Genomic DNA, 22,294 nt, shown 5'->3' on the forward strand with positions numbered 1-22,294 from the left:
AGTATCATTTCGAAAGTCCAAAGTTACAATTTTCCAACAAAAAACGTAATTTTTACGTATAATTTGTGAAGTTAAATTTATTATCTTTGCATCCAAACTAAACAAATCTATAATAAAAAATGAAAAAAGTTTTTTTTATGCTATCAACCCTTTTTCTGTTGGCTGCCTGCACAGGCAACAAATCAGAAACCTCGCAGGTATCTGCTGAACCGGATCTGCCGGATTCCACTTTCCAGTATAAAGTTGACCGGTTCGCCGATGTGGAAATACTCCGTTATTATGTCCCGGGATTTAAGACTTTGCCTTTAGCGCAAAAAGAATTAATCTATTACCTGTCTCAAGCAGCTCTTGAAGGACGCGATATCCTATTCGACCAGCATAACCGGTACAACCTGACTATTCGTAGGGTATGCGAAGGCGTTTATGAAAATTACATGGGCGACAAATCTTCGGAGGACTGGAAGAACTTCGAAACTTACCTGAAACAGATTTGGATGGCAAACGGCATCCATCACCACTATTCCGAAGATAAAATCCTGCCGAAATTTTCGCAGGACTATTTCGTGTCGATCGTCAAAGGGGTGGACCCCGGCCGTATGCCTTTCCGCGACGGAATGGCAGCCGATTTGACATTGAAGGAAATCCTTCCGGTGATGTTCGACGCCAACGTGATGCCTAAGAGAATGAACCAGTCTGCCGGAGCCGATATTGTAGCAACATCGGCAGTGAACTTCTACGAAGGGGTGACCCAAAAAGAGGTAGAAGATTTCTACAACACAATGAAAGATCCGAACAACCTCACGCCGGTTTCCTACGGATTAAACAGCAAGGTTGTGAAAAAAGACGGTGTTGTATCCGAACAAGTGTGGAAGTTGGGTGGAATGTATGACAAAGCCATTGAGCGCATTATCGGATGGCTGGAAAAAGCAGCCGGTGTCGCTGAAAATGAGCAGCAGAAAGAAGTCATCAACACGTTGATTTCCTATTACAGGTCGGGTGATCTGAAAACATTCGACGATTACTCGGTTAAATGGGTAACCGATACCGCTTCGCGCGTAGATTTTGTCAACGGTTTTATAGAGACCTATACCGATCCGCTGGGAATGAAAGCAACCTGGGAATCCATGGTGAACTTCAAAAGCGAAGAAGCGTCCAAACGTACGCAACTTATCAGCGATAACGCACAGTGGTTTGAGACCCACTCACCCATTGACGACAAATTTAAAAAAGAAGAGGTAAAAGGCGTATCGGCAAAAGTAATCACGGCAGCCATCCTGGGAGGAGACTGCTATCCGGCAACCCCCATTGGAATAAATCTTCCCAACGCCAACTGGATTCGCCGCGACCACGGATCAAAATCAGTGACTATCGACAACATTACATCGGCTTACGACAATGCGGCTCAGGGAAGCGGGTTCAACGAGGAGTTCATGTGGAGTGATGCCGAACGTGAACTGTCGAAAAAATACGGTTCGTTAACCGATAACCTGCACACCGACTTGCACGAATGCCTTGGACACGGATCGGGCAAACTACTTCCCGGTATTGACGGCGATGCACTGAAAGCCTATGGATCTCCTTTGGAGGAGGCCAGAGCTGATCTGTTCGCTTTGTATTACCTGGGCGACGCAAAAATGGTGGAACTGGAGCTTCTTCCCGATGCGGAGGCATACAAAGCCGAGTATTACAAGTACATCATGAACGGTGCCATGACACAACTGACGCGCATCCAGCCCGGAAAAGACATTGAACAAGCACACATGCGCAACAGGGCCCTTATATCGAACTGGGTGATCGAAAACGGAAAAAACGAAAACGTAGTGGAGATAAAGCAGCAAGACGGCAAAACATTTGTTGTAGTAAACGATTACGCGAAACTACGCGATCTATTTGGCAAGCTGCTTTCGGAAGTGCAACGCATCAAGTCGGAAGGCGATTTCGAAGCAGGCAAAAAACTCGTGGAATCGTACGGTGTGAAAGTGAATCAGGCGTTGCACAAAGAAATCCTGGAGCGCTACGCCAGATTGGACCTGGCTCCCTACAAAGGTTTTGTAAATCCGGTTTATAAGCTAGTAACCGACGAAAGCGGCAAGGTGTCTGATGTAACGATCTCATACGATGAAAACTATGTTGATCAGCAGTTACGTTATTCGAAACAATACTCCGTACTTCCCCTGAAGAATTAAAGGAGTCTCGCGTTACAAGAGTTAAAAAAATGCACTCAATGAGTGCATTTTTCTTTATAGTTATATATTTGTCCGAGCTTTCTAAGTAAAAGAATAAACATGACCTACCCCGAAACATTGGAATACCTCTACATCCAAATGCCCGAATACCAACGCGTCGGGCACCTCGCCTATAAGCCAGGATTGGGAAACAGCCTCCGGCTCGATGCCGTTTTCAATCATCCGCACCAACACTACAAAACCATTCACATCGGAGGAACCAACGGCAAAGGTTCCACATCGCATTTGCTGGCAGCCATCCTCCAACAGTCGGGCTACAAAGTCGGGTTGTACACTTCGCCCCATTTGGTGGATTTCCGTGAACGGATCAGGGTAAACGGGGAGATGGTTCCCAAAAAGTATGTGGTTGATTTCGTAAAGAAATACCGTGAACGGTTTGAGCCTGTAATGCCCTCCTTTTTTGAATTGACAATGGAAATGGCTTTTCTTTATTTTGAAGAGCAAGAAGTTGATGTAGCCGTTGTTGAAGTTGGTTTGGGTGGAAGGCTCGACAGCACTAACATCATCTCGCCCGACCTATGCGTCATCACCAATATCGGGTTTGACCACATGCAGTACCTTGGGAGCACATTACCCGAAATTGCTGCAGAAAAAGCCGGTATTATAAAGCCACATACACCTGTGGTGATTGGCGAATCCGATGATGAAGAGGTGAAAAAAGTTTTTACCGTCAAAGCTGAATCCGAAAATGCACCCATCATTTTTGCCGAAGCAGTTTTAAACGATTTCTCTGCTCACAGGGCTGACGACGAATGGATAATAACCACACACGAATACCCTGACTTAAAAAACAAGCTGGGTGGCTTCGCTCAGGAGAAAAATGCAAAAACAGTCCTGGCGGCGGTAGCGGAATTAAAGAAAATAGGTTACAGGATCCCGAAGGAAGCAGTTTACAGCGGCTTTGCCCAGGTTGTGGAATTAACCGGGCTGAAGGGGCGTTGGCAGGTACTGCAGGAGAAACCAAAAATTGTTTGCGACACAGGACACAACGCACACGGAATCCGATACGTCGTGGAACAACTGAAGCAGGAAAAATACAACCGGTTACACGTTGTTTTTGGAATGGTCAACGATAAAGACATTACATCCGTGTTGGCTATGTTGCCCCGACAAGCCGTCTATTATTTCACCCGGGCATCGGTAGAAAGAGCATTGAACGAAAAGACGCTTGCCAGGGAGGCTGCTTCCTTCGGGTTGAAAGGAAACACTTTCGAAGATGTGTCTACGGCCATAAATGCAGCCAAAGAAAATGCCGACGAAAACGATTTTATTTTCATCGGCGGAAGTTCGTTCATTGTAGCAGATGCACTGCCGTTGTTTAAATAATTACCAGATCAACACTACCTGAAAATTCATATCAACAGGTACCCCATCTTCATAGAATGCCAAGTCTGACATTTCTAAGGTAAAAACAACACTTGAAGGACTACCCAGGTTAAAATCACAACTAATGGTTTCGGTATAAAATTTTGTCACCGTGACTCCATTTTCAATAATATCATAGGCATACGTTTTCACAAAAGGCAGTGCTGTTTTGGAATCATTATTAAATTTATAATATCCTATTGCCGCACCTTCATCGAAAATAAATTGAGTCAACTCAGGAAGATTCACAGTGGCTTGGTAAAATCCATCGTTATTGTTCCATACCCAATCCGATTTTTTGACCGTGATATTTATAACTTTCCATTGTGTTTCCGCAATACCATCGTTCTTAGAACAGGAAGCTGCACCAAAAGCCACTCCCAGGAAAAGGACAACGGCAAGGAGAGAAGTAAAAAAATTTCTTTTCATAAGTGTAAGCATTAAAAGTTTTTTCTTGATTCATTGACTGAAAAAAACTGCACTCGTTTAACTGTTAAAACGTATTTTTTTAAATCAATTGTTTATTTGCTTCAAAAATAAGCAAAAAAGTCCTTATTCAGGACTTTTTACAGAAAAAAACAGGATAAAGTGTCTTTTATTTGATTGTTTGTCCGATGGGGCCATTTAATAATTCCGATAAGTCCATGTTGTTAAATTGATTAAAAATTTTATAAAGATATTTATTTAACACCGTAACACCCATTTAGTTTTGTAAAAAAAAGAATCTATGGAAAAAATCAACAATACGTCTTGACAGGGCTATTTTGGAATTTTCATCCGGCTATCTTTCGGATAATACAGTTTGAGATAAGAAAATAAACTTGTATTTTTGTGTGAAACTCTTTTAAGAATGAAACAATATTTAGATTTACTTCAGCGCGTGCTGGATGAAGGTGTGCGGAAAGAAGACCGTACCGGAACGGGTACCATCAGTATTTTTGGGCACCAGAACCGGTTCCGGATGAACGACGGATTTCCCGTTCTCACTACCAAAAAACTTCACTTAAAATCGATTATACATGAATTGTTGTGGTTCCTTAACGGGGATACCAACGTAAAATACCTGAACGACAACGGTGTACGTATCTGGAACGAATGGGCGGACGAGGATGGGAATCTCGGACATATATACGGTTACCAGTGGCGTTCGTGGCCGGACTATAACGGGGGACATATCGATCAAATATCTCAGATAGTCAACACGATTAAAAATAACCCTGATTCTCGCCGCATCATCGTAAGTTCGTGGAACGTGGCCGATATTCCCAACATGAAGCTTCCGCCCTGTCACGCCTTCTTCCAGTTCTACGTAGCCGATGGAAAACTGAGCCTGCAACTCTATCAGCGCAGCGCCGATATTTTTCTGGGTGTACCCTTTAACATTGCGTCCTACGCGTTGCTGTTGAAAATGATGGCACAGGTTACCGGGCTGGATGAGGGTGATTTCATCCACACCTTTGGCGATGCCCATATCTACCTCAACCACCTGGGACAGGTAAAACTGCAACTTTCCCGCGAACCGCGACCGTTGCCCGAGATGAAGATCAATCCCGATGTGAAGGATATTTTCAGTTTCCGTTTTGACGATTTTGAACTGGTAAATTACGATCCGCATCCACATATAAAAGGTGAAGTAGCCGTATGACAGACAATCCTCAAACCATAGCCATCATCGTTGCTCTCGATGAACAAAATGCCATTGGTAGCAACGGCGATCTGCTCTGCCATCTGCCCAGCGACCTGAAGCACTTTAAAAAGATCACCACCGGATACGCTGTGATCATGGGCCGGAAAACCTATGAATCTTTACCCAAAGGAGCATTACCCAACCGTACCAATATCGTGATTACCTCCGGTGAACCGGAGAACTATCCCGGATGCACGGTTGTTCGCTCTGTCGAAGAGGCACTTTCTCGTTGCAGCAATCAGGGAAAAGCATTCATCATAGGTGGCGGGAAATTGTATCGATCCACGCTTCACCTGGCGACCCAACTCTACCTTACACGCATCCATCACACCTTTGACGATGCGGATACTTTTTTTCCAGAAATCCCTTTTACAGAATGGAAACTCGTTGAAAAAGAATCGCACGAGACCGACGATAAACATCCATATGCATATACATTTTTAAACTATAACAAAAAATAGTCATGCAACGATGGGCAAAGAAGCATGGAAAAGATTCTTAGCGGGTGATGAAAGATCTTTCGAAGCACTTTACAATACCTACTTCCCGGAGCTTTTCGCCTATGCGTTGAAAATAGGATTCAACGAAGAAACATGCAAGGATGCGATACACGACGTCTTTTTCAAACTTTATGCATCAAAAAACAAATTGCGGCATATTCAGAACATTGAATTCTATTTGCTCGGCAGCGTAAAAAATCGGCTATTCGACATTCACACCATAGAACACAAAATACACGAAATCAACTATCTGGACTTCTTTATTGAGAATGAGAAAAACATCATTGAACAAATAATTGATGAAGAAAGGCAACTCCAGTTACAAAAAAAACTGTCACACCTGCTTCAAACTCTACCTCCCAGGCAACGGAAAATAATCAACTATCATTATCAACTTAACCTGAATTATGCAGAAATAGGCGAAATTCTCAATCTCTCTCCCGATGCCGTAAAAAAAACATTGTACAGGGCACTCAAAAAAATGAAAGATAATTCCAGACCCCATTCGTTATCATCTCTTATATATTTATTCACAATATTTGGTTAATATTCCTTAAATACGTCCTTTGGTCCACATTTTCCAGTCTTTGATAAAAAAGGGTGTGAATGAAGCAAAACATACACGATAAAAATTTTTTGTGTGATGATCTTTTCATATACTGGAGGACTCATCCTACCAAAGAGTTGACAGCTTTCTGGAGCAAATTTATCAGAGAGAACGAACACCTCAGGGAACCGTTTCAGGAAGCCATTTCCGAATTCGACAAAATACGACAGGGACAATGTACATACCGGCTTGAAAAAAAAACTGTGTACCGGGAACTGCAAGGAAGACTTGGGCAGGCAAGGAGGAGAAGACTGCGGATTCTGTATGCATCATCTGTTGCTGCCATTTTATTTTTGGTTTTGGTTACGGTACTTTATACAACCCGCCGGGAAGAAATCGTACCCGGCAAGCAAATGGCATTCATTGGAGAGGTGATGAACCGGGACAAAGTACAGTTATTCACAGAACATCAAGTGGTTGACTTGGAAAATAACGCCACAGTTCAATTCTCAGACAAGGAAAAGGCCCTGATCAGGGATTCTATCTCCCAAAAGGAAATTGATTTAAAAAACAACCGGAAAAACAGACTTATTGTCCCTTTCGGAAAAAAATCTTCGATCCTTCTTTCCGATGGATCAACCGTATATGTAAACTCCGGTACCGAATTGGAATTTCCTTCTGCTTTTTCCAGCGAGGCTCGGGAAATTAGTGTAAAAGGTGAAATCTTTATTGAAGTGACAAAGCAAGACCATCCATTCATCATTCACACGCCTCAATCCCAGATAACCGTTTACGGAACTTCGTTCAACGTATCTTCCTATACCGATGACCCAAGTGAATCGGTGGTGCTGGTGAACGGATCTGTGGAAGTAAAGAGCGCGGGCAACTCTTTGATGCTGAAACCTAACCAAAAAGCTGAAATTAGTAACGGAAGTATCCAGCAACAACAGGTGGATGTTATGGAATATACCAGTTGGAAAAACGGATATATGTTGTTGAACAAAACCTCATTGACCAATGTACTCAAAAAAATCGGAAGATACTATAACATCGAATTTAATTACGATGCAGGGCTAAAACTGCACAATCAAACCTGTTCGGGGAAATTATTCCTGTCCGATAATTTTGAAGATGTGTTGCAATCATTTTCAAAAATGACCTTTCTGAATTACAACGTACTGAATGAAAGGGTTATATACATAAGTAAACCCTAAAAAACGTAAATTTAATTTACATGTATCATTTAAAACAAAAAGCCTATGATAACAATCCCAAAAGAAAACTAAAAAGCCGAATAATGCGGTAACATTATCCGGCCAAAATGTAAGTGAATCATAATCTATTTGGTAACAAATTAAAATTCAATGACAAAGATATGCAAGAAAATAATAACCGTGCACATTTTACCACGAAAAAAACCGAAAAGTTTTTTACAATCATGAAAATTTATTTTTTGATAGCTTTACTCTGTATTTTTTCAATCTCGGCAGAAAACACCTATTCCCAATCAAAAACAGTGAATGCCGAATTAAAGAACGTCACGCTGAGGGAGGCATTACAAGAAATTGAAAAAAACAGCGATTACCTCTTCCTTGTTATGGACAACACAGAGAGTTATTTAACAACTAAAGTTAACATCTCAATCAACAATAAATCAATGGTAGAGATACTCGATCTGTTGCTTAAGAATACCAATCTGACCTACTCAATTGTTAACAGACAGATTACAATTTCGAGAAAACCGGGTATTGCTGAAAATAAGGAGATTGATGTAAAAACAAGCATCAAGGAAGTTCAACAGACAGAAAAAACAATTACAGGAGTGGTTACCAATGCGAATGGAGAAGCCATTATCGGAGCCAATATAATTGAAGTGGGAACTCCTTCCCATGGAACTATTACCGACATTAACGGAAGATTTACACTAAATGTAAGCAACAATGCATCCATTAAAGTCTCATTTATAGGATATCTGAGTCAAACAATCAATACTATTGGGAAGACCAGCTTAAATATCACCCTGGCTGAAGATACTCAGGCACTTGAAGAGGTGGTGGTGGTGGGCTATGGCACCCAGCGGAAAGAGAACCTTACCGGTGCCGTCTCCACCGTGGATGTGGAAAGGACATTAAAAGCACGGCCTATAACCGATGTGGGACGAGCACTTCAGGGCTCTGCTCCTGGTCTGGTTATAAAAACTACTTCCGGGGTATTAGGCGGCTCCCCTTCAATTCGTATCAGAGGTACAGTTAGCACAATTGGGGGAGGATCAGGGAATCCTTTGATTTTAGTTGATAACGTTGAAGTTCCTGATTTATCTTATGTGAATCCGGATAATATTAAATCAATTTCCGTATTGAAAGATGCGTCCACAACTGCAATTTATGGTGCGAGAGCAGCTTTCGGAGCCTTATTGATTACAACTAAAAAAGGAGACAAAGACCGTGCGCCCAGGATTACTTATTCGAATAATTTCTCATGGTCAACGCCGACGGATGTACCCAAACATACTCGTGCTGATTTAAACCTGCAATATTCTTTAGATCAGGCAAATGCATTAAGAGATAAACCTCTTGAGGAGCGTGGTCAGGTAGGATACTATTACAATGCAGATGTCATTAAAAAAGTCAAGGAGTGGATTGACACCTATGGAGATGGAAAAGGGCTAGGACGTGAAATGGTGGAAGGACGAGATTTTGATTACAGACCTTCTGGCGGAGTCTATTATTATCGTCCATGGGACATTTATAAAATTTATTATAAAAACTGGACACCTCAACAAAATCAAAATATCAGTGTCAATGGCGGAACGGAAAAAACCCAATACAACTTATCTGCTGCTTATATGAATCAGAAAGGCATCCTAAAGCTGTTTGATGATTTTTACAGAAGATATAATATTTCCGGATACCTGAGTACCGATGTAAAAGACTGGATTACATTACGGGGGCAATATATGCTCTCTAAAGTCCGGGAAGAATCTCCTTTTACCTACGGATCAGAAGTATATCAGCCAATTTATTATCTGTACAGATGGCATCAGGTATATCCCTATGGCACTTATAACGGACATGAATTCAGAGGGGCTGTGAATGATCTAAAATCCGCACGGCCTGTTGAAACAGATAGAGACTATAGCCGGTACGTGTTAGGGACTACAGTAAAACTAGCCAAGGGCTTAACTGCCGATTTTGACTATACGTATGCACAGACTTATGTTACCAATCACACGGTTGGTGGTTACATCAGTGGCATTAACCAGTGGAATGTACCGAAAGACAAAAAATTAGATGAGTTATACGGCATTTATACTTCTGCTTCTTATGATTATGCGCGTTATACTTCTTCAAAAAATATCAGAAACACATATAACGGATATTTAACATACGAGAATAAGTTTCAGAATCACGAATTAAAAATAACGGCTGGTACAAATATCGAAGATGCAGAATACATTTGGATGTCAACGCGCAGAAATGGCGTATATGATTTTGATAAAGGAGAGGTGAATCTTGCCGGAGGGGATCAATTAGCCTCTTCAAGCCATTCATGGTGGTCGGTTGCCGGTTTTTTCGGCAGGATCAATTATTCATTTTTAGATAGATATTTATTAGAAGTAAGTGGCCGTTACGATGGATCTTCCCGATTCGAAAGGGGTAAAAGATGGGATTTTTTCCCTTCTCTATCCGCAGGATGGCGAATGGGTGAAGAATCTTTCATGAAGCCGTTAAAACCCATCTTAAGTTCGCTGAAAATAAGAGGAACATATGGTTCCGTTGGCAATCAGGATGTCCCCTTGAATTCGTTTATTTCCACTTTAAAAGCCTTTACTCCGTCAGGCGCAGGGAATTATTGGTTAATAAACGGCAACTTCGTCCCTTATATTAGTAGCGGACCGACTTTAGTGAATTCGGATCTGACATGGGAAAAAGTTGAATCATTTGATTTGGGTTTGGATGCCGGCTTTTTAGATCAAAAAATAAATGTCACTTTCGATTGGTATAATCGCAAGACACTCAATATGCTTGCTCCTGGTGAAACAGTACCTTCTACTGTGGGAATTGCAGCTCCGAAAAGAAATTTTGGAGAGTTGGCAACCAAAGGTGTTGAGTTAGAAGTTAGATATAATAAACGGTTTGAAAATGGTTTACGTCTATTTGTTTCAGGACAATTTACAGATTACAAGACTGTTGTGACAAAATATGCTTCACCAAGCGACCCTCGAAATTCCGATTCCTATTGGGAAGGTAAAGTGCTGGGGCAAATATGGGGTTATAAGACAGATGGTTTGTTTCAAAAAGAAGATTTTGTTTGGGAAGGTGATCAGATAAAACAGACTATCCTTGAAAACGGACTATCGAAAAACACAATGGCGCCGGGAGTTCCCGATCAATATATATTGGAATCCGGTTTATTTAAATTTGGCCCGGGAGATGTGAAATTTAAAGATTTGAACGGAGACGGAGTGATTGATTACGGGACTAATACAGTTGGAGATCCGGGAGACAGAACAGTAATAGGGAATACAACACCTCGGTATCAGTATGGATTCAGGTTTGGAGGAACGTGGAAAGGATTTGATGCCGATGTTTTCTTCCAGGGCGTAGGAAAACGTCATATATGGGCCACGGGAAATATGGTACTTCCTGGTTATTATGCCGCTGAAGCCAATTTTGCTCATACGTTAGATTACTGGACCCCGGAAAATACAGGAGCATTTTATCCAAGGCCATTGGAATATAGTCAAACCGCTAAGTGGAACTACCTTCCCAATGACAGATATTTATTAAATGCAGCCTATATGCGCTTAAAAAGCCTAAACATTGGCTATAGCCTGCCGGAGAAATTATTAAAATATGTTTCCGTTGAAAAATGCAGGCTCTATTGTAATGGAGAGAACCTGTTTGAATTTGATAAGATGGGCAAAGTGCCTATTGACCCTGAAATAGATTGGGTTTACGGTGTTACGGCTAATGATTCCCGTTCATTCGGACGCAGTTATCCGTACCGCAGAACAATTTCATTCGGATTACAGGTAGAATTCTAACAAAAAAGAAAGACATGAAAAAAATATTTTATATCATACCGATTTTATTTATTTCGCTTATTGCCTGCAAAGATTATCTTGACAGACCCGGATTAGACCAATTTGAGGATAACGAGTTTTGGACCAAAGAAGAGAATATAAGATTATATGCTCAAAAGGGTTATACCGCATATTTTTATGGGTATGGCAGCGGATATGCATGGGGCAATTTCTTTACCGGAGGTGCTTGGAGCGATGAATATAGCTCATCGGCAATATGGACGCAAAATACGGCCACATCGGGCAACGGTTGGTCATTCTCATGGGTGAGATGGGCAAATATCATGATTGAGAGGATTGAAAATATGGCCGATCTTTCTACCGAAGCCAAAGAGCATTGGCTGGGCATTGGACGTTTTTTCAGAGCTATGGAATATTCAGATCTTGCTCGTGCATTTGGAGATGTGCCATATTTCGACCGTGTGGTTTTGTATAATGATTTGAAGACAAGTTATAAAAAAAGAGATCCGCTCTCCCTGGTAGCAACAAAAATAATGGAGGATTTTCAATATGCTGCTGATAAAGTCAGAATAAATGACGGCCTTCAACAAATTAACAGAAATATAGTATTGGCTTTTATGTCAAGGGAGATGCTATACTTTGGGACATTCTTAAAATATCATAATATTGATATGGATGTAGGCAATCAACTGCTCGAAAGGGCTGCCTGGGCCGCTGAACAATTAATCAATGAAGGGCATTATCAGATAAGCGACGATTATCGGGCTATTTTTAGTTCGGAAGATCTGTCGGGCAACAAGGAAGTCATTTTATATCGTCAATATGAGTCTGCAAAAACATCTCATTGCCTTGTTTCATATAATAATTTAGAGCCTCAGACCGGCACAACCCTAAAAGTTGTAGAAACATATCTTTCTACAGATGGGTTGCCTATCAAACAATCTCCGGTATATGATTATGCATCTGATAACGGATTTAGATTCTATGACGGTCAATATAAAAACAGAGACCCGCGCATGGCTGCAAGTTTAGTGGATTCTATCAGAATAAGTGGCCCTAATGATGCATATTCGTCTACAGGTTTTTTAACTTGGAAGTTCCTTCCTTATGAAGCAAATGCCAAAGATTTAATATATAATGGTTCGACGAACACCACAGATGCACCGGTAATAAGATACGGGGAAGTGCTACTGAATTATGCAGAAGCCAAAGCTGAACTGGGCCTGTTTGATCAGGTAGTCGCCGATAGGTCCATTAATCTGTTGCGCAAAAGGAATATCAGAAAAAATAATCAAGGTGATATATTACCGAAACTGCCGAAAATGACAGTTTCCGGTAACAATATCCTGGCAAATGGTATTGTTCTGGATGATCCTGACAGAGATCCTTCAGTGCCTCCTGTCATTTGGGAAATACGCCGGGAACGAGCAGTTGAACTATTATACGAAGGATTCAGAAAAAGTGACCTGAAACGGTGGAAAAAATATGAGTACCTCAGAACAACCGAGACGAACGGGCCAACCACATTGAGTAAAGGTGCTTATATAGATATCGATGCCTATAAGGCAAAATATTCTGCCAAACAGATTGCGAATATGATGAAAAATGTTCATTTTTATTACCCGGATCCTGATGATCAATCGAAGGCGTTTGTATATAATCTGTACGAAAATAATATGAGACGCGACTGGGTTGCGGGCAATTCATATTATGAAAGGCAGTACCTCAAAGCAATTCCTTTGGATCAGATCAAACTCTACAAGGATATGGGATTTGAATTGGCTCAAAATCCCGGATGGGATACTCTCCAGGAAGAATAAATAATGTTTTCACGAAAATATTCAAACGCACAACGTGATTATGAACCACGTTGTGCGTTAATAATTGATCTCCGGAAAGCAAAATAATAATCAATGAAAAAGAACCTGTTATACTGCACAATACTGGCTGCATTGATCCTGATTGGTTGCAGCAAGGAGAGTGACGTTCCGGAAGTGCCCAGCCCGGTGCCGGCGGAAAAACTGATCTTTCCCCCGAAAGAGATGCGGTCGGTCTGGATCACTACGGCCTGGGGTCTCGATTGGCCTATGGGGAAATATGATGTCCAGTCACAAAAAAATCAGTACATCCAATACCTCGATAGGTTTCAAGCCCTCCATATCAATGCCGTGATTGTTCAGGTCAAGCCTATGGGGGACGCCTTTTATCACTCTCCGTATGAACCGTGGAGTGCTTCGATTACCGGTACCAGGGGGCAGAATCCGGGGTATGATGTGTTGCAGTTCATGATCGATGAAGCACACAAGCGCAACATGGAGTTCCACGCCTGGATGAATCCTTACCGGATTGCCACACGTGCAGGCAATAGTACGCCATACCCTCCGTTGCATGCATCGATAAATGCGAAATGGGTAGTAAATCACGAAAAAATTCAAATCTACAATCCGGCACTGCCGGAGGTACGTCAGCGGCTTGCCGACATCGTGAAAGACCTGCTTACCCGCTATGAAGTGGATGGCATCCATTTCGACGACTATTTCTATCCCGCCCCTTCCTCAGCCGGGACAATGGTCTCCGATGCCGGCGACTATCAGCAGTACGGTGCGGGTTACACTACCATTGAAGATTTCAGGCGGGCCAATGTGGATAAAACCATAGAAGCGGTACACAACGCAATCGTTTCCTCGAAGCCGGAGGTTGTTTTTACCATTTCTCCTGCAGCCAGTCCCGACTACAATATGAAGACACTTTTCGCCGATGTGGCTAAATGGTGCAAGGAGGGATGGATCGACATCGTCATGCCGCAACTCTATCAGGAGATTGGAAATCAGTATAACGATTTTCAGGCCAGACTGGGTTGGTGGACACAGTATAACTACAAAGCTGTACCAATGGTGGGACATGGATATTATAAATTCGGAGATCCGCAACAGCCGGCAGCCTTTCAGTCGGCACTTGAACTGGAAAGGCAGTTGGAATTGACACGAAGAAATCAGAAAGTATTGGGAAATGCAATGTACAGTGCTAGATATATTCTGTTCAACAAAATAAACATTACCGATAAATTGGCTACAATATACAAGAACCCTACAGTTATTCCATTCCTGGGACGTGAGGTTGCAACAGCACCTGTCAAACCGCAGAATATAAAAATAGAAAATAACATGTTATCATGGAACAGACAGGGTGATTTGATTTCTGTTGTATATTATTTCCCGGACCAGACAAAAGAAGGTGTTGTTTTGTCGATAACAAAAGATACAAGCTTGCCGGTTTCCTCTTCGGGATTCTATTGTGTTACCACCATCAACAAAGACAATAAAGAGAGTGAACCATCCGATGCAGTAGAGAAAAAATAAGACAGAGATTTGCAAAAACAATTATGCCAATTGTCAGAGTTTTGCTATTTTTACCGTTTTATGATTCTATTACAAAACAATAGTTCGGTATTATTTCATAAGATCAACCATAACTGATTGGTTGTTAATAACAAATATAACTTTATAAATAGCTTTAATTTCGTGATTATTTGAATATCAAGTAAAATATAGCCGTGCAATCATTTAATAATATTCACATTGAATGAATATCAACCGGACATAAAATAAAAGAAAAGAAACAACTTGATAAATTGAAAGAATGCTTACATGGGTAAATCAATATGTATATTAATAGGGCTCATGCTCTCTTACCCGCTATTTTCCCAGGATCTTCAGGAGGATTCCCTGAAATTCAGACTTAACGGGTCGTTGACCAACATTTACCGGGAGACGCTACTTCGCCCGGGAAAGGTGACGGTGGACAGTATTGCGCTGAATGAACGTAAAAAAAGCATTGAGCTGCACACCAACTTCTCCCTCTCTTACCTGCCGATGCGCGAAAATACCGTACGCCAAATTTACGATAGCATACGATATCACTTGTCTTTGGCACAAAAGAAATATCGCATCAGCGTGTTTTCTGATAAACAGGAAATAAGCACGCTTGTTCCCAATTTTTACCGTCAATCGAAGAAGGATAAAAACCGGATGATTTCACACAAAGTGAAGCCCCCCCTCGTAACCAACTTTTCCGCACCCGAAAACTCATTCGATAAGGGTCTTACAAACAACCATATCGCTCTTTGGCAGAGCCACGGCTGGTATTATGAGCAGAAGCTGGGACGTTGGGAGTGGCAGCGGGCGCGTATTTTTCAAACGGTGGAAGATCTCTATACACAGAGTTATGTGCTGCCTTTTTTGGTGCCGATGCTGGAAAATGCCGGGGCCAATGTGCTGCTTCCACGTGAGCGTGATTACAATAAACAGGAGGTCATCATCGATAACGATGGCAGCAAAAGAGGCTCTACCTATAGGGAGACGAATGGCAAAGAAACCTGGCGAAATAGCGATTCAGCCGGTTTTGCAAACCTTCGCGAAATATGGCTTGATGGCGAAAATCCTTTCCGGATGGGCACGGCAAGGCAAACAAAAACCGTCTCACGGGGTGAGGAAAGCATTGCCACCTGGACACCCGATATTCCGGAGAAAGGACGATATGCGGTGTTTGTCTCTTATCAGACGGTCAAAAACAGTAGTAACGATGCACTCTACAGCATATATCATGCCGGCGGCAAAACCGACTTCAGGGTAAATCAACAGATGGGTGGCGGCACATGGATTTTTCTTGGCAATTTTGATTTTGAAGAGGGTACCTCCCACAGAATTACCCTCTCCAACAGGAGCAAGCGAACAGGTAAAATTGTAACAGCTGATGCTGTAAAAATAGGAGGCGGCATGGGTAATATTGCCCGGATGCCTAACCCGGGTGGCTTTGAAACGGAAAACACAAAAAGCGCTGAAGAACAAACTCAAAAAGAGATGCTGGCATCAAAAATAAACTACTCACCGGAAATAAGTGGATACCCGCGATATGCCGAAGGGGCACGCTATTGGATGCAGTGGGCAGGAGTCCCCGACACTATCTACAACCGCACAGAGGGAAAAAATGACTATACCGATGACTACGCCAGCCGCGGCGTGTGGGTAAACTGGCTGGCAGGAGGGTCGTCGGTACTGTCTGATGCCAAAGGGCTGAACATTCCCTTGGATCTGGCCTTTGCTTTCCATACCGATGCAGGTACTTTCTGGGGCGACACCATAGTAGGGACACTCGGTATATACATGACACACTTTAACAATGAAAAGTTCGAAAACGGAAGGTCGCGATGGGCATCACGAGACCTGTCGGAGTTGATAATGGAGGAGGTCACCTCAGATATACGAAGGGAGTTTGAACCCGAATGGACACGCCGCCACCTCTGGAACCGCTCCTATGCAGAGGCGCGCATACCCAATGTTCCCACTATGCTGCTGGAACTGCTGTCACACCAGAACTTTGCCGATATGCGATATGGGCTTGACCCTTCGTTTCGTTTTACTGTAAGCCGGTCGATCTATAAGGGGATGCTCAAATTCATCGCCTCACAATACAACCGGGAATATGTGGTACAGCCACTGCCGGTAAAGGATTTCAGTTTGTCTTTTTCGGGGGAAAGAGAGGTTGAGCTAAAATGGAAGCCCACGATAGATGCAACGGAACCTTCGGCAAACCCCACGAAATATATTATCTATACCCGTATAAACGGAAGAGGATTTGATAACGGGGTGATTGCAAATACTAACAGCTACAAAGTTTCCATACAAAAAGATCTCGTGTACAGTTTTAAAGTGGCGGCCATGAACGAAGGAGGGGAAAGCTTTCCATCTGAAATATTGTCAGCTTGCCGTAAGTCTGATCAAAAAGGTGAAGCGCTTATCGTAAATGGATTCACCAGGGTCTCAGCCCCATTCAGTTTTGTTACCTCTGAGGATAGCATCGCCGGTTTCGCGGGAAGTGTGGACAATGGCGTGCCCTATATTGCCGATCACCACTTTATAGGGCAGATGCATGAGTTCCGGCGCATCATACCCTGGATGGATGACGATGCTTCGGGCTTTGGAGACAGCAATGCGAACTACGAAACCACCAGGATTGCCGGAAACAGTTTCGATTATCCTTTCGTTCACGGACAAGCCTTCGCAGAGGCAGGATACTCTTTTGTTTCAACTGCGGCGGATGCTGTGGAAAACGGTACTGTGAAACTGTCTGATTACAGGACTGTGGACTGGATACTGGGCAAACAGCGCGAATGGAGTATAGCCAGGGGAGCGAAACCGCCGAAATTTAAAACCTTCTCACAGTTGCAGCAGAAGGCCGTAACCGATTACTGTAACGGCGGCGGCAACATCATAGTGAGCGGCGCTTTTGTGGGGACCGACCTGTGGGATAATCCGTTTGCCACAGAAAAAGACAAAGAGTGGGCACAACAAACGCTCAAATATAAATGGCGTAACAACAACGGTGCGGTGACCGGACATGTTAAGTCCGTACCCTCCCCTTTTCTCCCGATACAGGGTAATTACAGATACTACAATGAGCTGAACAGCGATAGCTATGTGGTAGAAAATCCTGATGCAATAGAACCGTCCGATAAGAACGCCTTTACCATTTTCCGCTATTCCGAGAACAACCTGAGCGCAGGTGTTCTGTACAAAGGCGAAACTTACAGTACGTGTATACTGGGTTTCCCTATTGAAGCGGTAAAAGGTCAGGATAAACGTAATGAGCTGATAAAACAAATTACAGATGCATTTAAATAACCACATCACGCGAGGAGCAGGTAGCTTTCATGACACAAACAACGCGTGATGCCTAAACAATATTGAACAATGAAGAATATAGACGCCTTTATCCTTTTCAGTCAACCTGATCAGGCAAAAAGAACAGTAGAAGAGCTCAGGCTGTCGGCATTGATAAACAACATCTTCCTGCTTTCTCCCGAAGAGATCACATCTGTTATTGAAGGATGTGAGAAGATCGTTATCGACAATTTGCAGAGTACACAAACAATTAAAAGAATCGCTCAAAAATCTACGACACCTTATACACTCATCTATCAGAAACCAACAGTGCTGAAGCCGGGGTATTTCGCCCTTGAACGGATGGTGCGTATTGCAGACGATACGCAGGCGGGAATGGTGTATGCCGACTATTATGCGGTAACCAACGGCGAAAAGAAAAATAATCCGTTAATAGAATATCAGGAGGGAAGCCTCCGTGACGATTTTAACTTCGGTTCACTACTACTTTACAATACAACTGCATTAAAGGACGCAGCGATGAGGATGCACGAAAACTATCTGTATGCCGGGCTGTATGACCTCAGGCTAAAAGTGTCGCAAAAGTATCCTGTTGTACATATAAACGAGTACCTTTACACCGAGATTGAAGAGGATACCCGTGCGTCGGGCCAGAAAATATTCGACTATGTAGATCCTAAAAATCGGCAGGTGCAGATAGAGATGGAACAGGCCTGCACACAACATCTGAAAGATGTGGGAGCATTTCTGGAACCTGCATTCGAAAAGATTGAATTTAACCGGGGAGATTTTGAATACGAAGCGTCGGTAATTATTCCGGTACGAAACCGTATCAAAACCATCAGAGATGCAATCTCCTCTGTTCTGATGCAAAAGGCTGATTTTCCATTCAACCTGATAGTGGTTGACAACCATTCAACCGATGGCACCACTGAGGCTATCGATTCTTTTAAAAATGATGAGCGGTTAATACATATAGTCCCTGAAAGAGACGACCTGGGCATTGGAGGCTGCTGGAACATGGGTGTACATCACACAAAATGCGGAAAGTTTGCCGTGCAGTTAGACAGCGACGATGTGTACAGCGGAGAGGACACGCTACAGAAAATTGTAAATGCTTTCTACGAACAGAACTGCGCCATGGTGGTAGGGACCTATCAGATGACCGACTTCCATATGGAAGAGATACCGCCGGGGATCATCGACCACCGCGAGTGGACTCCCGAAAACGGAAGGAACAACGCGCTTCGCATAAACGGGCTTGGGGCGCCACGGGCTTTCTATACGCCGGTACTGCGAGAAATCAAGGTGCCCAACACCAGCTACGGAGAGGATTACGCACTCGGGCTCAACATTTCACGTCGTTATCAGATAGGACGCATTTATGATATATTGTACCTTTGCCGCCGCTGGGAGGATAACAGCGACGCTTCGCTGGACATTGTGAAAATGAATGCACATAACCTTTACAAAGACAAAATAAGGACATGGGAGCTACAGGCCAGAAAAAATCGCAAATAAAGGAACCGTTTATTCACGCCGGCATTTTACTGGAACAGCCGAAGATCAACTTTTCGCTGCAGACAGCTTATAAATTTAACGGAAAAGAATACACGCCAGGCGACTACTCGGTAGAGTTTTCGGATGGAGAGATTCTCTTCAATGGTCAATTATACAATGAAATTTCTTTCGAAGCAGATCGTCCGCACAAAGATAGTTTTGAACTTAAAAATGTGATTATCGGCGTTAATTTCCACTGGGAACAAAAAGAAAATCAGAGCTTTATTGGTGGATTGAAATTCATTACAGAGAACAGTGCGGTCTCTGCAATCAACATTGTTTCACTGGAAGATTATCTCACGAGCGTTATTTCGTCAGAAATGAGTGCTACCAGCTCGGAAGAGTTGCTGAAGGCACATGCGGTAATTTCCCGGAGCTGGCTTCTGGCACAGATTCAGAAGAATAAGTTGATCAGGAAAGATTACAGTACCTCGTTCGTTAGATCTACCGAAATCGTCCGATGGTACGACCGTGAAGACCATGCCAATTTCGATGTTTGTGCAGATGACCATTGTCAGCGTTATCAAGGAGTTACTAAACAATCGACGCCGTTGGTGAAGCAAGTTGTCGAGCAAACACGTGGCGAAGTGCTCACATTTAACGGGACAATTTGCGATGCCCGCTTCTCGAAATGTTGCGGAGGGGTGACGGAGACATTTGAAAATGTATGGGAACCGGTCATCCACCCCTACCTGCAGGCTAAACCAGATAGTGAAGCAGGGGCACTTCCCGCGGATCTCACCGGTGAAGAGAGTGCCGAAAAATGGATACGCACCTCTCCCCCAGCCTATTGTAACACGCAGAATGCGAAAGTACTGAAACAGGTTTTAAACGACTACGACCAGGAAACCTCCGACTTTTACCGTTGGAAGGTGGACTATTCTCAACATGAATTGGCAAATCTTATCAGAGAACGGTCAGGTATCGATTTTGGAGAGATTATCGATATGCAGCCACTCGAAAGGGGCACATCGGGCCGTATTATCCGGCTGAAGATTATCGGTACAAAACGGGTTATGACCATCGGCAAAGAGCTCGAAATAAGGCGTACACTTTCAAGATCGCACCTCTACAGCTCTGCCTTCGTGGTGGATGCCTATGATGAAAACAATGAGGGAGTGCCGCAACTGTTCACACTCACAGGGGCCGGATGGGGACACGGTGTGGGATTGTGCCAGATTGGAGCTGCCATGATGGCGGAGAAAGGGTACAGCTACGAAGAGATACTGCACCACTATTTCCCCGACACGAAAATCAACAATAAATACTAAAACACAATGCAAATGAATCAATCTACACGATCCCCCTGGTCTTGGATACCAACCCTTTACTTCGCCGAAGGCCTGCCATACGTGGCAGTAATGACCGTTTCGGTTATCATGTACAAGCGTTTCGGACTGTCAAACACAGAGATAGCCCTGTACACAAGCTGGTTATACCTTCCATGGGTAATCAAACCCTTCTGGAGCCCGTTTGTGGATATCCTGAGAACCAAACGGTGGTGGATCATCTCCATGCAATTGTTGATAGGTGCCGGGCTTGCAGGGGTGGCTTTTACCCTCCCTACTCCCTTCTATCTGCAGGCATCACTTGCCTTCTTCTGGCTGATGGCTTTCAGTTCGGCCACTCATGATATCGCAGCAGACGGTTTTTATATGCTTGCCCTTGACGATTCACAACAATCCTTCTTCGTTGGTATACGCAGCACCTTCTATCGCCTTGCCTCAATAACCGGTCAAGGATTACTGGTTGTTCTGGCTGGATTCCTGGAAAAATCGACCGGCAAAATTCCTTATGCCTGGAGCATCACCTTTTTTATCCTGGCGGGACTTTTTCTGGCATTTTTCGTCTATCACCGCTTTGTTTTGCCTTACCCGCACGCTGATACCGGAAAATCAGCCCACACACCACAGGAGGTGATGACTGAGTTTGGAAATACCTTCAAATCTTTTTTTACTAAAAAAGGAATAGGGCTGGCAATCGCTTTCATGCTACTGTACAGGCTGGCCGAAGCGATGCTTGTCAAACTGGCATCACCATTTTTATTAGACAGCCGTGATATGGGCGGATTGGGACTACACACTTCTGAAGTAGGCATAACCTATGGTACGGTGGGCGTGATCGCCCTTACACTTGGCGGAATCATCGGCGGAATTGTGGCTTCCCGTCAGGGATTGAAATTCTGGTTGTGGCCGATGGCATTGGCCATTACGTTGCCCAATGCGGCTTATCTTCTCCTTGCGTACTTTCAGCCTGATAGTTTCATATGGGTGAATGTGGCTGTAGCTGTTGAACAGCTTGGATACGGTTTCGGATTTACGGCATATATGCTATACCTTATCTATTTCTCACAGGGTGAACACAAAACAGCTCACTATTCCATCTGCACGGGAATTATGGCACTCGGAATGATGCTTCCGGGGATGGCTGCAGGATGGATACAGGAACAACTGGGATACCAACACTTTTTTATCTTTATCATGATTGCTACAATCCCTACATTACTGTTGATTCCTTTCATGAAAGTGGACAAAGATTTCGGAAAATCAAAGAAAACACCTTTGCCGGATGAAGAAGTCACTACTGAACAGTAACCATTCCAGCAAATAAATATGAATTAATCATTAATCCAGTAAAAAAACAAACTCAAAAAAAATGCACC

General features: G+C 43.2%; 14 protein-coding genes. 13 read left to right on the forward strand and 1 reads right to left on the reverse strand.

The annotated features are described in order from the left end of the window. Positions 1 to 137: 137 nt before the first annotated feature. Together KCV26_14845 and KCV26_14850 are read left to right on the forward strand one after the other, a co-directional pair. Positions 138 to 2,186: a dihydrofolate reductase gene (locus KCV26_14845; GenBank protein ID WZX36553.1), complete on the forward strand. Its 2,049-nt coding sequence runs from the start codon at positions 138 to 140 to the stop codon at positions 2,184 to 2,186. A 99-nt stretch (positions 2,187 to 2,285) separates the two neighbouring features. Next, entirely contained in the window at positions 2,286 to 3,572 is a 1,287-nt protein-coding gene (locus KCV26_14850) for a bifunctional folylpolyglutamate synthase/dihydrofolate synthase (protein ID WZX36554.1), read from the forward strand. On the opposite strand, the gene KCV26_14855 is transcribed toward KCV26_14850, so the two are convergent. After that, entirely contained in the window at positions 3,573 to 4,040 is a 468-nt protein-coding gene (locus KCV26_14855; GenBank protein WZX36555.1) for a hypothetical protein, read from the reverse strand. A gap of 421 nt (positions 4,041 to 4,461) precedes the next feature. Here KCV26_14855 and KCV26_14860 point away from each other — a divergent pair, with 421 nt between their 5' ends. The 11 genes from KCV26_14860 (at position 4,462) to KCV26_14910 (ending at position 22,226) form a co-directional block, all read left to right on the forward strand. Next, positions 4,462 to 5,256, forward strand: coding sequence for a thymidylate synthase (locus KCV26_14860; protein WZX36556.1), 795 nt, complete (start codon positions 4,462 to 4,464; stop codon positions 5,254 to 5,256). After that, positions 5,253 to 5,759 (forward strand): dihydrofolate reductase, encoded by a 507-nt coding sequence (locus tag KCV26_14865; protein WZX36557.1) that lies wholly within the window; start codon positions 5,253 to 5,255, stop codon positions 5,757 to 5,759. Before KCV26_14860 ends, KCV26_14865 begins: the two co-directional genes overlap by 4 nt. Before the next feature lie 10 nt (positions 5,760 to 5,769). Further along, positions 5,770 to 6,345, forward strand: coding sequence for a sigma-70 family RNA polymerase sigma factor (locus KCV26_14870; GenBank protein WZX36558.1), 576 nt, complete (start codon positions 5,770 to 5,772; stop codon positions 6,343 to 6,345). 59 nt (positions 6,346 to 6,404) lie between these two features. After that, positions 6,405 to 7,559 carry a FecR family protein gene (locus KCV26_14875; GenBank protein WZX36559.1) on the forward strand — a complete coding sequence of 385 codons (1,155 nt, stop codon included), beginning with the start codon at positions 6,405 to 6,407 and terminating at the stop codon, positions 7,557 to 7,559. Between the two features lie 161 nt (positions 7,560 to 7,720). Further along, positions 7,721 to 11,392: a TonB-dependent receptor gene (locus KCV26_14880; protein ID WZX36560.1), complete on the forward strand. Its 3,672-nt coding sequence runs from the start codon at positions 7,721 to 7,723 to the stop codon at positions 11,390 to 11,392. A gap of 14 nt (positions 11,393 to 11,406) precedes the next feature. Next, the gene (locus KCV26_14885) at positions 11,407 to 13,212 is read left to right on the forward strand and encodes a RagB/SusD family nutrient uptake outer membrane protein (protein ID WZX36561.1); all 1,806 of its coding nucleotides are present in this window, start codon (positions 11,407 to 11,409) and stop codon (positions 13,210 to 13,212) included. Positions 13,213 to 13,305: 93 nt separating this feature from the next. Then, positions 13,306 to 14,751 (forward strand): family 10 glycosylhydrolase, encoded by a 1,446-nt coding sequence (locus KCV26_14890; GenBank protein WZX36562.1) that lies wholly within the window; start codon positions 13,306 to 13,308, stop codon positions 14,749 to 14,751. Positions 14,752 to 15,039: 288 nt separating this feature from the next. After that, complete coding sequence (locus KCV26_14895) at positions 15,040 to 18,072, forward strand: xanthan lyase (GenBank protein ID WZX36563.1); 3,033 nt, start codon at positions 15,040 to 15,042, stop codon at positions 18,070 to 18,072. Between the two features lie 69 nt (positions 18,073 to 18,141). After that, positions 18,142 to 19,593, forward strand: coding sequence for a glycosyltransferase family 2 protein (locus KCV26_14900; GenBank protein ID WZX36564.1), 1,452 nt, complete (start codon positions 18,142 to 18,144; stop codon positions 19,591 to 19,593). Next, positions 19,590 to 20,903 (forward strand): SpoIID/LytB domain-containing protein, encoded by a 1,314-nt coding sequence (locus tag KCV26_14905; GenBank protein WZX38408.1) that lies wholly within the window; start codon positions 19,590 to 19,592, stop codon positions 20,901 to 20,903. The genes KCV26_14900 and KCV26_14905 overlap by 4 nt, the downstream gene beginning before the upstream one ends. A gap of 12 nt (positions 20,904 to 20,915) precedes the next feature. Beyond that, entirely contained in the window at positions 20,916 to 22,226 is a 1,311-nt protein-coding gene (locus KCV26_14910) for an AmpG family muropeptide MFS transporter (protein ID WZX36565.1), read from the forward strand. Positions 22,227 to 22,294: the final 68 nt, after the last annotated feature.

Origin of the sequence: Petrimonas sulfuriphila (genome assembly GCA_038561985.1) — a bacterium.
Classification (GTDB): domain Bacteria; phylum Bacteroidota; class Bacteroidia; order Bacteroidales; family Dysgonomonadaceae; genus Petrimonas; species Petrimonas sulfuriphila.

Excerpts from the sequence above, each read along its gene's own strand:
- KCV26_14870 (WZX36558.1), top strand. The coding sequence starts at position 5,770 with ATGGGCAAAGAAGCATGGAAAAGATTCTTAGCGGGTGATGAAAGATCT.
- KCV26_14875 (WZX36559.1), top strand. The coding sequence starts at position 6,405 with ATGAAGCAAAACATACACGATAAAAATTTTTTGTGTGATGATCTTTTC.
- KCV26_14880 (WZX36560.1), top strand. The coding sequence starts at position 7,721 with ATGCAAGAAAATAATAACCGTGCACATTTTACCACGAAAAAAACCGAA.
- KCV26_14845 (WZX36553.1), top strand. The coding sequence starts at position 138 with ATGCTATCAACCCTTTTTCTGTTGGCTGCCTGCACAGGCAACAAATCA.
- KCV26_14865 (WZX36557.1), top strand. The coding sequence starts at position 5,253 with ATGACAGACAATCCTCAAACCATAGCCATCATCGTTGCTCTCGATGAA.
- KCV26_14895 (WZX36563.1), top strand. The coding sequence starts at position 15,040 with ATGGGTAAATCAATATGTATATTAATAGGGCTCATGCTCTCTTACCCG.
- KCV26_14910 (WZX36565.1), top strand. The coding sequence starts at position 20,916 with ATGAATCAATCTACACGATCCCCCTGGTCTTGGATACCAACCCTTTAC.
- KCV26_14850 (WZX36554.1), top strand. The coding sequence starts at position 2,286 with ATGACCTACCCCGAAACATTGGAATACCTCTACATCCAAATGCCCGAA.
- KCV26_14855 (WZX36555.1), bottom strand. The coding sequence starts at position 4,040 with ATGAAAAGAAATTTTTTTACTTCTCTCCTTGCCGTTGTCCTTTTCCTG.
- KCV26_14900 (WZX36564.1), top strand. The coding sequence starts at position 18,142 with ATGAAGAATATAGACGCCTTTATCCTTTTCAGTCAACCTGATCAGGCA.
- KCV26_14860 (WZX36556.1), top strand. The coding sequence starts at position 4,462 with ATGAAACAATATTTAGATTTACTTCAGCGCGTGCTGGATGAAGGTGTG.
- KCV26_14890 (WZX36562.1), top strand. The coding sequence starts at position 13,306 with ATGAAAAAGAACCTGTTATACTGCACAATACTGGCTGCATTGATCCTG.
- KCV26_14885 (WZX36561.1), top strand. The coding sequence starts at position 11,407 with ATGAAAAAAATATTTTATATCATACCGATTTTATTTATTTCGCTTATT.